Source organism: Shewanella sp. SG41-3 (genome assembly GCF_014164545.1).
GTDB classification, from domain to species: Bacteria; Pseudomonadota; Gammaproteobacteria; order Enterobacterales; family Shewanellaceae; genus Shewanella; species Shewanella vesiculosa.
The window spans coordinates 48,649-62,665 of sequence record NZ_JACJFJ010000006.1 but is presented as its reverse complement, the minus strand read 5'-3'; the positions used below and the strand labels follow the sequence as shown (position 1 = coordinate 62,665).

The following is a 14,017-nucleotide window of genomic DNA, read 5'->3' as shown; positions in this document are numbered from 1 at the left end:
TATGCAATCAAACAATGCTAACGTGTTGTATCAAAAGTGGATTAACGTCATGAGTTAATGGTTCATTCTTAACAGGGGATCTCATTGACGTCATTCAGTAAATTCAGTGTGCTTAATCGCTGCGATTGTGGCAATCAATAAAGTCCAAACTGCGACACATTGTCGCAGGCGTTGCCTATTAATCCTCCTATGCATAGGTATTAGCTTGGTGTATGCAATGAAATGTAAGATATTTATCATCACGATTTAATCCTTCAGTATCGAAACAATGCCTCTGAGAATCATCAAAATAATCTTGCTATCAAAAATGGAAAAGTCTGCGGCGATATTTACTAAATAAGCACTACATATTGTAAGGATATTGGCATACATTGGTTGCACGATTATGAGTCGTTAGTCATGACATTGAATCAATAAGTGTTGATTGAGTGCCATGTTTAATAACGCTTTGGGGATACATCGCTTATGAAAATAGCATTATTTATACCTTGTTTAGTCAACCAAATGATGCCAGAAGTGGCCATCGCAACCCTGACATTATTAGAAAAATTGGGTCATGAGGTTTTTTTCCCTGCAGGACAAACCTGTTGTGGACAACCGATGACAAACTCAGGTTGTTTTGACGAAGCTAAAAATACTACCCTTAAATTACTCAATGCCTTCAAAGGGGTTGAGTGCGACGCCATTGTTTGTCCTGCAGCCAGTTGCTTAGTCGCTGCGAAAGAAAACTTCCATGAGTTTGATGACAGCAAAGAAGCTCAAGATGTGATTAATAAGCTTTATGAGTTGACCGAATTTCTACATGACGTTGCTCCGATTAAATCCTTTAAACGTCCAGTGGCAGCTAAAATAAGTCTGCAAATGAGCTGTCATGGTATCCGTATGCTTAATTTAGCCACGCCCACGGAAGAAATGGGCAAACAACGCTTTAACAAAGTAGAAGCGGTACTGGGCAACATTGCCGGGCTTGAAATTGTCTACCCAGCACGTATTGATGAGTGTTGCGGCTTTGGTGGTACGTTTGCGGTTGATGAAGGTGCTGTGTCAGCCAAAATGGGTAAAGATAAAGCCCAAGCGCACGCCGCAACCGGTGCTAAATATGCAGTAGGGTTTGATCCCTCATGTTTATTGCATTTAGATGGCATGATCCGCCGTCAACAATTACCGATAGAAACCCGTCACATTGCCCAAATCATTAATGACGCACTTTAGGAGCCACTATGTCCGAACTATATACCGCATCGGGTTCTAAGGTGCATGCCCATAAAGCTGATATTTTCTGTCGCGATGAAACCAGAGTTGATTGGCATTCTAAAGCCCTGTGGGCATTACGTGAAAAACGTGATCGTGCCGCGGGCAGTTTACCTGAATGGGAGCAACTAAGGCTGCTAGGCTCACAGCTTAAACTGCACACCTTGAGCCATTTAGCGCAGTACCTTGAACAATTTGAACAACAATGCATTAGTAATGGCATTAAAGTGCATTGGGCTATAGATGCCCAGCAACATAATGAAATTGTCCACGGTATTTTAGCTCAACATCAGGTTAAGAAGCTGGTTAAGTCTAAGTCGATGTTAACTGAAGAATGCCATATGAATCCGTATCTAGAACGTCACGGCATTGAAGTGGTTGATACCGATTTAGGTGAACGGATTATACAGCTAGCACATATGCCACCTTCGCATATTGTGGTGCCGGCCATTCACATGAAAAAAGAAGAAGTGGGTGAGTTATTTCACCAACAATTAGGCACTAAGGCTGGTGAGTCGGATCCCTTATATTTAACCCGTGCTGCTCGTGCGCATTTGAGAGAGAAATTCCTCAGTGCCGATGCGGCCATGACGGGGGTTAATATGGCGATTGCCGATCAAGGCGCTATTGTGGTGTGCACCAACGAAGGTAACGCTGATATGGGCGCTAACTTACCTAAGCTGCAATTGCACTCAATGGGCATTGATAAAGTACTGCCTGATATGGATTCTGCTGGGGTGTTATTGCGCACCTTAGCCCGAAATGCAACTGGGCAACCGATCACCACTTATTCTTCATTTTATCGCGGTCCGCAAGATGGCGGCGAGATGCATGTGATTATTGTTGATAATGGCCGTACTGAGATGATGAAGGATAAAATTTTAGCCGAATCGCTAAAGTGTATCCGTTGTGGCGGCTGTTTAAATACTTGTCCGGTATATCGCCGTTCAGGTGGGTATAGCTATAACTATACGATTCCTGGTCCTATTGGCATTGCTGTGGGGGCTAAGCATGATGATACCAACTCTATCCCTTGGGCATGTACTTTGTGCGGGAGTTGTACCTATGTGTGTCCAACAATGGTGCCATTAGATAAGATTATTGCTCATCATCGTCGTTTAAAAGCCGAGGCTAAGACTTTGCCTTACGGAAAAGGTGGCTATATGCCGTTAGTGGGGCGCTTTATGGCCAGTGAAACCTTAATGAATACCTCTATGTCGGCAGCAAGGTTAGCCTTACGGGTGTTACCGGGGAGTTTACTTAAGCCATTTAGTGGTGCATGGGGTAAGTATCGCGAATTACCAGTGGCACCAGAATCAAGCTTTGCTAGCTGGTATAACAAGAATCGGAGACGTTAATATGTCGAGTAAACAAACTATTTTATCAGCATTATCACAGTCGGCATTGGATAATCATGCCATGCCTGAGATCGATGTTGTGGCAAATAATGATGATCTTGTCGGCCAGTTTAATGCCAGTTTACAGTCTGTTGCAGCTACGCTTCACACTGACGGCGGTTTAGCCTCGCTCCAGCAAGCTGTAGATGATCTGATAAAGCAAAATATGCAGGTGATATCATTAATTGAGGGCATTAAAGGTAATCGTTCAGTGCCAACAACTGCGCATCTTTTAGCGGATATTGATTATGCTGTGATTCCAGGCGATCTCGGTGTGGCCGAAAACGGTGCGATTTGGGTTAATCAACCGAGTCATAGAGTGACGCCGTTTATTTGCGAAAACCTGATCTTGGCATTATCCAAAGACAATATTGTCGCCAATATGCATCAAGCCGTTAAACAGGTGTCGCTGCAACAAGGTGATTTAGGATTATTTATATCGGGTCCGTCTAAAACGGCTGATATTGAGCAAGCATTAGTGGTGGGCGCCCATGGTGCCTGTAGCTTAAATGTGTATTTGTATTAATTTAAATGAGCCAAGAGTCGTGAGTAATGTTTAACTCATGACTCATTAACACTAGCTTGCCGTGATGCCATTGACTAAGTCAGTGGCATCACTGTAACTGTTTGTCAGATTGAATCGATATCATCAAGCTATTGCAACAGCAAAAACAGCAACTCAAATCAGTAAAAATAGCCATCCACTGCCTTTATAAAAGCGTTCAATCATTCCAAGTAGTTAAACCCAAGTACAGCTTAAAAATAGTCGAAAATACTCGCTGCTCGCTGCTGCAGAAACTCAATAAACAATTTTACCTTTAATGGTTGTTGTCGGCGTTGATGATACAAGATGCTGATACGGCGATGCTCGCCGGCCCATTGTGGTAATACTGTTATAAGCTCACCGTGTAAAAGCTGTTGTTTAACGAATAACTCAGGTCCGTATAAAATCCCGCCATCACCGACGGCTGCCCGCACTGCGCCGTGTAAATCACCTAAAGTTAACTTTGCTGGTCCATCGTAATAATATTGCTCACCGTCGCAATGTTTTAAGCTCCAGTTAAACAGTGGCCATACTTTAATTAATTGGTAATCAACCAGCTGCTGCGGGTGCTGTAGTTCAATCAGTTGCTTGGCATAAGTTGGCGATGCGTAGAGTCCGTAGTTCAACACCCCTAATGATGTTGACACCCAAGATGAGTCTGGTTGCGCACCACCTACTATCGCGACGTCGACACCTTCATCGATTAAATCAATGGTGCTGTTATTTTGGGTGATATGCAGTTGAATGTGCGGATGTTGTTTTGAAAAGTCATTAATCGCTTCAATTAAGATCATCGAGGTAATAGAGACGGGTGTTGATATCCGCAAAGTGCTTTGGGGTTCATTGAGCGCTTGGCCACAAATCGTATCGAACTGTGCCACCACATGATGATAACGGTCGAATAACGCTCCGCCTTCTTCTGTTAATCGCAGCTTACGTGTGCTGCGCATAATTAACTGAGTATTGAGGCTCTGTTCTAGTTTACTGATTTTGCGACTAACGGTGGCAATAGGTAACTGTAATTCTTGCGCAGCAGACGAAAACCCTCCGGCATTGACCACGTGAACAAATAGATGGATCAATTCAAGATGACAGGCTAAATGTTGGCTCATTAAGAAACCCTTATTTTATTATTCGACTTATCCATTGTTTGCTCAGCACTGAGTAAAACGGACAGTTGGGTGAGCATCTGGGCATCATATTGATATCAGTAATGCCATTTTGGCTAATATTAGCATGGGCTGACTTAAGGCATTACCGACTGATTGCATAAATTAGTGATAGGTAACACTTTAGGAGGGATTTTATTTATTGTCGACAAAAAGTCTATTTTGGGGTTGTTATACGCCTTAAAGGTGCTATATTGTCGACAACTTGTTTTGAGTTATCCCATTTTATATTCAAGGTATGAGCATGATCCAGCCGATTACTTCAGCAGATAAGACCTTTATAGCCCTAAGAGACGATATCGTCGAAGGTCGTATTGCAGCGGGTTCTAAGTTGAGTGAAACTGAATTGTCGACAAAGTATGCCGTCAGCCGTGCGGTGATCCGTGAAGCCATTAACCGCTTAGAGTCGTGCCATATTGTTGAGCGTAAAGCGAACGTCGGTGCCAGAGTCGTAGCCTTGTCACCTCAGGGACTTATCGAATTATACCAAGTGCGTGAATCACTTGAAGGAATGGCAGCACGGTTAGCGGCAAAGAACATGACCGACGATGAAATAGCCGATTTAAACCAGTTATTGCAATCTCACTTTGACGAGGTCAAAGGTGGCGAGTCTTATTATCAAGAAGCTGGCGATGTTGATTTTCATTACCGCATCATCTTAGGCAGTAAAAATAAACACCTAATTTCAATGCTATTTGATGGCATTTATCACTTGGTGCGCATGTATCGAGTGCAACTTGGCATGGCGGGTCCGCGTGTAACGACTGCTTATGATGAACACAAACATATTGTTCAGGCCATTTTAAATCGTGACGCAGAATTAGCCGAAATGCTGATGCGCCGCCATATTTTGTATTCTAAAAATAGTATCGAACATAAATTATCGTAACGACTATTCTGTAGCGTTTCGCGTTTACAGTATTAATTGCAGAGAGGGAAATATCATGAGTGCAGGTAAAAAATTTCGTCAAGCATTAGCCAATAACAAACCACTGCAAATAGTGGGTGCCATTAATGCTTATTCAGCAATGATGGCTAAGCAAATTGGCCATCAAGCCATTTACTTATCCGGTGGTGGCGTGGCTAACGCCTCTTATGGTTTACCTGATTTAGGCATGACATCGTTAAATGATGTGTTGGTTGATGTGCAACGTATTACATCTGCTTGTGATTTACCTTTGCTGGTGGACATTGATACTGGTTGGGGCGGGGCATTTAATATTGCCAAAACTATTCGTGATATGGAAAAAGCGGGCGCAGCCGCTGTGCACATGGAAGACCAAGTAGCGCAAAAGCGTTGTGGTCATCGTCCTAATAAAGAAATTGTCCCCGTAGAAGAAATGGTTGACCGCATTAAAGCGGCTGTTGATGCCCGCACAGATCCTGACTTTTTCATTATGGCGCGCACAGACTCATTTGCTCAAGAAGGCCTTGAAGCAGCAATTGAACGTGCTAAAGCCTATGTTGCAGCGGGTGCTGACGGTATTTTTGCTGAGGCAATTAAAACCGAAGAGCATTATCGTGCTTTTGCAGCAGCACTTGATGTGCCTATTTTGGCTAACATTACCGAGTTTGGCCAAACTGAACTGTGGAATAAACAGCAATTAGGCGAGTGGGGCGCATCTATGGTGTTGTACCCATTGAGCGCATTCCGTGCGATGAATAAAGCAGCCGAAAATGTTTACAGCGCTATTTTAGTTGATGGCGACCAAAAAGCGGTGGTTGATACCATGCAAACGCGGATGGATTTGTATGACTATTTAGGCTACCACGATTATGAACAAAAATTAGACAGCCTATTTGCCGAAGGCAAAAACAAATAGCCAGCCACTCTAAGAGTGTGGACTGCTTTTATAATCAAAATAAAAATACCCTACAATCGCGATTAAGTACTGCTCAATCGCGACAAGCACAATAAGGAAGAGATCATGGTTGACAAGAAATTATCAGGCGCAGGATTACGCGGTCAGAGTGCTGGCGAAACTAAATTATGTACTGTGGGTAAATCAGGTTCAGGTCTGACTTATTGCGGTTACGATGTATCAGATTTAGCCGATAATGCGACCTTTGAAGAAGTCGCATATTTGTTATTTAATGGTGAATTGCCGACTCAAGCACAATTAAGTGCTTATAAAGCCGAATTGAAAGCGCAGCGTGATTTACCCGCTGCCCTTAAAGCCGTATTAAAACTGATCCCTGCTGATGCACATCCGATGGACGTGATGCGAACAGGTTGCTCGTTTTTAGGTAACCTTGAACCAGAAGTTGATTTTACTCAGCAACATAAGGCCTCGAACCGCTTGCTTGCCGCGTTCCCAGCTATCATGTGTTATTGGTACCGTTACAGCCATGACGGTGTTGAAATTGATTGCACTACAGATGAAGACTCTCTTGGTGGCCATTTCCTTAAGTTACTTCGTGGTGAAACGCCGTCAGAGCAACATCGCCGTGTAATGGATGTGTCGTTGATTCTTTATGCAGAGCATGAGTTTAACGCATCTACCTTTACTGCGCGCGTATGTGCATCAACCTTATCAGATATGTATTCGTGTGTGACTGGCGCGATTGGTTCATTACGCGGCCCGCTGCACGGTGGTGCTAACGAAGCGGCGATGGAGATGATCCAAAAATTTAGCTCGCCTGCCGACGCTAAAGTGCAAATGGCCTTGATGCTTGAACGCAAAGAAAAAATCATGGGCTTTGGTCATGCTATTTATAGCGTGTCAGATCCACGTAATGTGATCATTAAAGCATGGTCTGAAAAATTGGCTCATGAAAACGGTGATACATCTTTATATGACATTTCTGTCGCCTGTGAAGAGTTTATGTGGGACACCAAAAAGCTATTTTGTAATGCCGATTTCTTCCATGCTTCTGCTTATCATTTTATGGGTATTCCAACTAAGTTATTTACGCCAATCTTTGTTTGTTCACGTTTAACAGGTTGGGCGGCACACGTAATGGAACAGCGTTCGAACAATCGCATTATTCGTCCAAGTGCTGATTATGTTGGTAGTGAGCCACGTAAAGTGGTTGCTATCAGCCAACGTTAATCTGATTAGCCGAGTATCAATATGATGGCTCGGCTTTTTTCAATTAACGCATATCAAATGCGGTGATGTCTTAACTTAGCTGATATCAACAACCGCTCACCGATCACCAAATTTACTGTGGGTCTTACTATGAATACTGATTATCGTAAACCTTTACCCGGCACAACTTTAGACTACTTTGATACCGAAGAAGCCGTTGATGCCATAGAGGCGGGCGCTTATGCCAAACTGCCTTATTGTTCTCGCGTGTTTGCCGAGAACTTAGTGCGTCGATGTGCGCCAGAGACGTTGACTGATTCGTTAAAACAGCTGATTGAGCGTAAAAATGACCTCGACTTTCCGTGGTATCCCGCTCGCGTGGTGTGTCATGATATTTTAGGGCAAACCGCTTTAGTTGATTTAGCCGGTTTACGTGATGCCATTGCAGAAAAAGGCGGTGACCCATCAAAGGTTAACCCTGTTGTACCGACTCAATTGATTGTCGATCATTCGTTAGCGGTAGAACATGCCGGCTTTGATAAAGACGCGTTTGAGAAAAACCGCTCAATTGAAGACCGTCGTAATGAAGACCGATTTCATTTTATCAACTGGACTAAAACGGCGTTTAAAAATGTTGATGTTATCCAACCGGGTAACGGCATCATGCATCAAATTAACTTAGAACGTATGTCGCCAGTGGTGCATGCTCAAAATGGTGTGGCGTTCCCTGATACCCTAGTCGGCACCGACAGCCATACACCTCATGTAGATGCGTTAGGTGTTATAGCCATTGGCGTAGGTGGTTTAGAAGCGGAAAGCGTGATGCTGGGCCGCGCATCTTACATGCGTTTACCGGAAATTGTTGGTGTTGAAATTACCGGTAAACCACAACCAGGCATTACCGCTACCGATATTGTATTAGCTTTAACCGAATACTTACGGGCGCAAAAAGTCGTGTCATCGTATCTTGAGTTTTATGGTGAAGGTACCACCCATTTAACCTTGGGCGATCGCGCCACCATTACCAACATGACACCTGAATACGGCGCCACCGCGGCGATGTTTTATATAGATAAGCAAACCATTGATTATTTGACATTAACCGGTCGTGAAGACGCACAAGTTAAATTAGTCGAAACCTACGCCAAACAAGCCGGCTTATGGGCTGATACCTTAACGAATGCTGTGTATGAGCGTGTTCTGCACTTTGATTTGTCATCGGTTGGGCGTAACATTGCCGGTCCTTCAAATCCGCATTCTCGGGTTCCAACCTCTGAGCTTGCTGCTCGCGGCATTAGCGGCGTAGTTGAAAACGAGCCAGGAAAAATGCCCGATGGTGCCGTGATTATTGCCGCCATTACTAGCTGTACTAACACCAGCAACCCTCGCAACATGATTGCCGCGGGGTTATTAGCACGAAATGCCAATGCACGTGGTTTATTACGTAAACCTTGGGTGAAATCATCGCTTGCGCCTGGCTCTAAAGCGGTGCAGTTATATTTAGAAGAAGCGGGCTTGTTACCAGAGCTGGAAAACTTAGGCTTTGGTATTGTTGGCTTTGCCTGTACCACTTGTAATGGCATGAGTGGCGCACTCGATCCGGTTATTCAACAAGAAGTGATTGATCGTGATTTATACGCAACGGCTGTGTTATCGGGTAATCGCAATTTCGATGGACGTATTCACCCATACGCTAAACAAGCATTTTTAGCCTCACCGCCATTAGTGATAGCTTACGCGATTGCCGGTACCATTCGTTTTGATATTGAAAAAGATATCTTAGGTATTGATAACCAAGGTCAAGCGGTCACATTAAAAGACATTTGGCCTACCGACGAAGAAATCGATGCGGTTGTTAAAGCTAGCGTTAAACCTGAACAGTTCCGTAAAGTGTACGAGCCGATGTTTGACATCAAAGTAGAATATGGCAGTCACGTTAATCCACAATATGAATGGCGTCCACAAAGCACTTATATTCGTCGTCCACCTTATTGGGATGGAGCCTTAGCGGGTGAGCGTTCGATGCAAGGTATGCGCGCATTAGCGGTATTGGGCGACAACATCACCACAGATCATTTATCTCCATCAAACGCGATTATGCTCGACAGTGCCGCAGGCGCCTATTTACATAAAATGGGTTTACCGGAAGAAGACTTTAACTCTTATGCCACTCACAGAGGCGATCACTTAACCGCCCAGCGTGCGACATTTGCCAATCCAAAACTGTTTAACGAAATGGTGCAGGAAAACGGCAAAGTGAAACAAGGATCGCTGGCCCGTTTAGAGCCAGAAGGCCAAGTCACTCGCATGTGGGAAGCTATCGAAACCTATATGGAGCGTAAACAGCCACTGATTATCATTGCTGGTGCTGATTATGGTCAAGGGTCATCTCGTGACTGGGCAGCAAAAGGCGTGCGCCTTGCGGGTGTTGAAGTGATTGTTGCTGAAGGTTTTGAGCGTATTCACCGTACCAACTTAGTCGGTATGGGCGTGTTACCGCTTGAATTCACAGCAGGTCATAACCGTCATACTTATCAGATTGATGGCACAGAAACCTATGATGTGGTTGGCGAGCGTAAGCCAGGTGCTATGTTAGATGTGATCATGACGCGTAAAAACGGTGAGCAAGTGACGATTGCGGTGAAGTGTCGTGTCGACACGGCTGAAGAACTGTCGATTTATGAAGCTGGCGGTGTATTACAACGTTTTGCGCAAGACTTTTTAGCCAATGAAGTGGCTAACTAGCCTCATATTCGTCTAGCTTAATCGGTAGTTTATAACGCATAAGCTACCGATTTTTATGTTTTATAATAGGATGAAGTTATGGCACATTTACCACAAATAAAGATCCCCGCAACCTATATGCGTGGCGGCACCAGTAAAGGGGTGTTTTTCAGCTTAACTGACTTGCCAGCAGCGGCCCAAGTAGCGGGTGCAGCGCGTGATGCATTGTTGCTGCGCGTGATTGGCAGCCCTGATCCTTACGGTAAACAAACCGATGGTATGGGCGGTGCAACCTCTAGCACCAGTAAAACGGTAATCTTATCTAAAAGTACTCAAGCCGATCACGATGTTGATTATCTATTTGGCCAAGTGGCTATTGATAAACCGTTTGTCGATTGGAGTGGTAACTGCGGTAATTTAACCGCAGCAGTTGGCTCATTTGCAATCAGCAACGGTTTAATTGATCCCAGCCGCGTGCCACACAATGGCACTGCTGTTGTGCGGATTTGGCAAGCCAATATTCATAAAACCATTATTGCCCATGTGCCGATAACCAATGGTGAAGTGCAGGAAACGGGCGATTTTGAACTGGACGGAGTGACATTTCCTGCCGCCGAAGTTCAAGTTGAGTTTTTAGACCCCGCAGATGGTGAAGGCGCTATGTTCCCAACGGGTAATGTGGTCGATGAACTTGAGGTACCTGGTGTGGGAACGTTTAAAGCCACCATGATTAATGCCGGTATTCCTACCATTTTCATCAATGCTGCTGACATTAATTATCTTGGCACTGAACTACAAGATGACATTAATAATGATGATAAAGCCTTAGCCATGTTTGAAACTATTCGAGCTTATGGTGCTGTTAAAATGGGGTTGATTAACCATATTGAAGAAGCCGCTGCTCGTCAACATACCCCCAAAGTCGCCTTTGTTGCACCGCATGCTGAGTATGTTTCTTCTAGCGGTAAAACCGTGACAACAGATGATATCGATTTAGTTGTACGTGCGTTGTCTATGGGGAAATTACATCACGCTATGATGGGCACTGCTGCTGTAGCAATTGGCACGGCTGCGGCAATTCCTGGTACCTTAGTTAATTTAGCTGCTGGCGGTGGCGAAAGAACCGCAGTCCGTTTTGGTCACCCTTCAGGCACGCTCAGAGTCGGGGCACAAGCGCAGTTGCTTGATGGGCAATGGCAGGTTAAAAAAGCCATAATGAGTCGCAGTGCTCGTGTATTAATGGAAGGTTATGTAAGAGTACCGCAATAGCCAATATGACTATGTTTTGTGTCAAATAGAAAAAGCCTTGGTTATGCCAAGGTTTTTTTTGTCGATAATTTAGCCTGTAAGATTAATCTAATATCGTTTGCAGACATAAAAATTTAACAATTAAATTATAGACTTAATATGTTACTTTGTTATCGGTATAAAATGTGATGACCGTCAAAAACGCTTGATCCTACAGTTAAAGTAGTATGTTATATGCTGAATTTACGACAACAATGAGTATTGTTAGCCTGACTAGATACTCTTTTGGCGCCGTGAATTAACAAGATTCAGACTTCGATTACTCGTCAACATCTGAATAACTTTTGGGTTAGGTTATAAAATATTAAGCCTGATGGATATTACAGTTCACGTATGATCGTGAAGCGCATTGCATAGATGTTATCTTGTGGTGTATCGAAAAAGAAGGAAACAAATATGGTTGAACACATTACAGGCATGCTGGCATTAATCGGTGTGTTGTCGCTTTTGTGTCAATGGATAGGTTGGAAATTACGTCTGCCAGCAATTTTACCACTGTTGTTGTGTGGTCTATTACTTGGGCCCGGATTAGGCATATTAGATCCAGATGAAATTTTTGGCGATTTATTGTTTCCTATCATTTCCCTCGGTGTTGCTGTCATCTTGTTTGAAGGTGCATTAACACTTAACTTTAAAGAAATTAAAGAACACGGACGAATGGTGACGCATCTCGTGACCATTGGCGCTTTCATTACTTGGGCGTGTATTGCTCCTGCAGCCCATTATCTGCTCGGTTTTGATTGGGCAATAGCCATGTTGTTTGGTGCATTGGTGGTCGTGACAGGACCAACCGTTATTGTGCCTATGTTGCGTACCGTGCAACCCAAATCCAATTTAGCCAGCATTTTGCGTTGGGAAGGTATTGTTATTGATCCCATTGGCGCTCTATTGGCCGTACTGGTGTTTGAGTATATTGCCGTGGCTGCCGATCCCACCACTCATGTATTAAATGCCTTAGGCCTGACCTTACTCCTTGGTTTTGGTTTAGGCGCAGCAGCAGGGTATTTAACCGGTCTGGCGATACGTAAGAACTTGTTTCCACATTATTTACGTAATACCGCAGTACTCACCATTATGCTGGGTATCTTTGTTGGTTCAAATATTATTCAGGAAGAGTCTGGTCTATTAACTGTGACCGTAATGGGTATTTGGCTCGCCAATATGCGCGGGGTTGATATTGCTGACATTCTCGAATTTAAAGAGACCCTTACAGTACTGTTAATTTCGGCATTATTTATCCTACTGGCGGCGCGTCTTGATTCTGGTGCTATGCTCGACCTTGGTTTCGGTGGCCTTGGCGTGTTGTTGGTGGTGATGTTTATTGCACGGCCATTGAGTATATGGGTTTCAGGTTTAGGCACGAATTTATCATCTAATGACAAGTGGTTTTTAAGCTGGGTTGCCCCTCGCGGTATCGTTGCGGCAGCGATTTCATCCTTGTTTGCGATAAAATTAGAGTCAGTGGGTTTAGAAGGGGCCAGTTCAATCGTGCCGCTAGTGTTCTTAATCATTATCGGCACTGTGGTTATTCAGAGTTTAACCGCGGGCCGTTGGGCTAAGTTTTTAGGGGTAAAAGAAGGTTCTAACCAAGGGTTATTAATCTTTGGTGCATCTAAGTTTTCCCGTGAATTGGCATCAATTTTAATGTCTAAAAATATCAAAGTTATTTTAGCTGATAACAACTGGGACAGTATTCGCCAAGCTCGAATGGAAAACATTCCTGTGTATTTTGGTAATCCGGCATCGGAGCATGCTTCAAATTACATGGATTTAAGCGGTATTGGCCGAGTATTAGTGATGTCGCCATATCGTCAGTTAAATCCTCTAGTAACATTTCATTTTCAAGATTTAATGGGCACTGAAAAAGTATATGGTTTAAACAATGCCGACAGCGCCAGTGCGCGTCATCAGCTATCTGAATCTTATCTAAAGCGTTTATGTTTATTTGGTGAGAATATTTCTTACGCTAAAATTGCTACGTTAATGGCAAAAGGTGCGGTACTCAAAATTACCAACATTACTGAAAACTTTACCTTTGAGCATTTTAAAAAACGCTATGGTGAAACCGCTTTGCCGCTGGTTTATTTAACCAAAGAAGGTAAGGTTAAAGTGCTATCAGGTGTTGAAGCTATTGTGTTGCCAGTTGGCATAGAGCTTATTAGTTTATTACCACAAGAGGCGCAAGATCAGGCGGTTATTCAACGTGCATTAGACGATGAAGCTGATCGCCAAGCGAAAGCTCTAGCAGAGGCAGAAGCCAAAGTAGCCGCTGAAGCAAGAGCTATTCGAGAAGCGCAAGAAGCTGAGCAACGTGCCATTGAAAAGGCCCGCCGTAAAGAGGAAGAACTTGCACTGTTTGAAGAACAGGAGAAAGCGCGCTTATTAGCCGAGGAGGAGGCCACACTGATTAAGCAAGAAACCTCTGAATTGGCGAAAGAGCTGGCTGCAAATGAGAAAGCCAAAGCTGCCATGGCATCGGCCTCAACAGACAAAGATCCGCAATCGACTGACACTATGTCTGAAGAAAAATCAGATCCTAAAACTCTTTAAGCCTCAGCGTTATTTGAGTCGTCATTGAGTTAATCGTAAATA

The 14,017-nt window shown here is 43.8% G+C and carries 10 protein-coding genes; 9 read left to right on the top strand and 1 reads right to left on the bottom strand.

Going from position 1 to position 14,017, the window contains the following annotated elements:
• Positions 1-465 precede the first annotated feature (465 nt).
• The 3 genes from H5164_RS13010 to H5164_RS13000 are packed head-to-tail and all read left to right on the top strand — an operon-like array spanning position 466 to position 3,174.
• Positions 466-1,212: a (Fe-S)-binding protein gene (locus tag H5164_RS13010; RefSeq protein WP_182756528.1), complete on the top strand. Its 747-nt coding sequence runs from the start codon at positions 466-468 to the stop codon at positions 1,210-1,212.
• 8 nt (positions 1,213-1,220) lie between these two features.
• The gene (locus H5164_RS13005; protein WP_182756526.1) at positions 1,221-2,609 is read left to right on the top strand and encodes a lactate utilization protein B; all 1,389 of its coding nucleotides are present in this window, start codon (positions 1,221-1,223) and stop codon (positions 2,607-2,609) included.
• A 1-nt stretch (position 2,610) separates the two neighbouring features.
• On the top strand, positions 2,611-3,174 hold the full coding sequence (locus H5164_RS13000) for an LUD domain-containing protein (protein WP_182697221.1): 564 nt from the start codon (positions 2,611-2,613) through the stop codon (positions 3,172-3,174).
• 230 nt (positions 3,175-3,404) lie between these two features.
• On the opposite strand, the gene H5164_RS12995 is transcribed toward H5164_RS13000, so the two are convergent.
• The gene (locus tag H5164_RS12995; RefSeq protein ID WP_124015012.1) at positions 3,405-4,304 is read right to left on the bottom strand and encodes a LysR family transcriptional regulator; all 900 of its coding nucleotides are present in this window, start codon (positions 4,302-4,304) and stop codon (positions 3,405-3,407) included.
• Between the two features lie 301 nt (positions 4,305-4,605).
• Here H5164_RS12995 and H5164_RS12990 point away from each other — a divergent pair, with 301 nt between their 5' ends.
• The 6 genes from H5164_RS12990 to H5164_RS12965 all read left to right on the top strand — a co-directional run bounded on the left by H5164_RS12990 (position 4,606) and on the right by H5164_RS12965 (position 13,975).
• On the top strand, positions 4,606-5,250 hold the full coding sequence (locus H5164_RS12990; RefSeq protein ID WP_371698450.1) for a GntR family transcriptional regulator: 645 nt from the start codon (positions 4,606-4,608) through the stop codon (positions 5,248-5,250).
• Between the two features lie 55 nt (positions 5,251-5,305).
• A complete protein-coding gene (gene prpB, locus H5164_RS12985; protein ID WP_182697222.1) occupies positions 5,306-6,184 on the top strand; it encodes a methylisocitrate lyase in 879 nt (292 codons plus the stop codon).
• A gap of 105 nt (positions 6,185-6,289) precedes the next feature.
• Positions 6,290-7,414, top strand: a complete 1,125-nt coding sequence (gene prpC / locus H5164_RS12980) for a 2-methylcitrate synthase (RefSeq protein ID WP_124015009.1) — start codon at positions 6,290-6,292, stop codon at positions 7,412-7,414.
• Between the two features lie 129 nt (positions 7,415-7,543).
• The gene (acnD, locus tag H5164_RS12975; protein ID WP_182756524.1) at positions 7,544-10,138 is read left to right on the top strand and encodes a Fe/S-dependent 2-methylisocitrate dehydratase AcnD; all 2,595 of its coding nucleotides are present in this window, start codon (positions 7,544-7,546) and stop codon (positions 10,136-10,138) included.
• 78 nt (positions 10,139-10,216) lie between these two features.
• Entirely contained in the window at positions 10,217-11,386 is a 1,170-nt protein-coding gene (gene prpF, locus H5164_RS12970; RefSeq protein WP_182756522.1) for a 2-methylaconitate cis-trans isomerase PrpF, read from the top strand.
• Between the two features lie 435 nt (positions 11,387-11,821).
• Complete coding sequence (locus H5164_RS12965) at positions 11,822-13,975, top strand: sodium:proton antiporter (RefSeq protein ID WP_182756519.1); 2,154 nt, start codon at positions 11,822-11,824, stop codon at positions 13,973-13,975.
• The last annotated feature ends 42 nt before the right edge of the window (positions 13,976-14,017 follow it).

Bases quoted from the DNA above. Each gene is read 5' to 3' on its own strand.
- H5164_RS12965 (WP_182756519.1), top strand. From the start codon at position 11,822: ATGGTTGAACACATTACAGGCATGCTGGCATTAATCGGTGTGTTGTCG.
- prpB (WP_182697222.1), top strand. From the start codon at position 5,306: ATGAGTGCAGGTAAAAAATTTCGTCAAGCATTAGCCAATAACAAACCA.
- prpC (WP_124015009.1), top strand. From the start codon at position 6,290: ATGGTTGACAAGAAATTATCAGGCGCAGGATTACGCGGTCAGAGTGCT.
- H5164_RS13005 (WP_182756526.1), top strand. From the start codon at position 1,221: ATGTCCGAACTATATACCGCATCGGGTTCTAAGGTGCATGCCCATAAA.
- H5164_RS12990 (WP_371698450.1), top strand. From the start codon at position 4,606: ATGATCCAGCCGATTACTTCAGCAGATAAGACCTTTATAGCCCTAAGA.
- prpF (WP_182756522.1), top strand. From the start codon at position 10,217: ATGGCACATTTACCACAAATAAAGATCCCCGCAACCTATATGCGTGGC.
- H5164_RS13010 (WP_182756528.1), top strand. From the start codon at position 466: ATGAAAATAGCATTATTTATACCTTGTTTAGTCAACCAAATGATGCCA.
- H5164_RS12995 (WP_124015012.1), bottom strand. From the start codon at position 4,304: ATGAGCCAACATTTAGCCTGTCATCTTGAATTGATCCATCTATTTGTT.
- acnD (WP_182756524.1), top strand. From the start codon at position 7,544: ATGAATACTGATTATCGTAAACCTTTACCCGGCACAACTTTAGACTAC.
- H5164_RS13000 (WP_182697221.1), top strand. From the start codon at position 2,611: ATGTCGAGTAAACAAACTATTTTATCAGCATTATCACAGTCGGCATTG.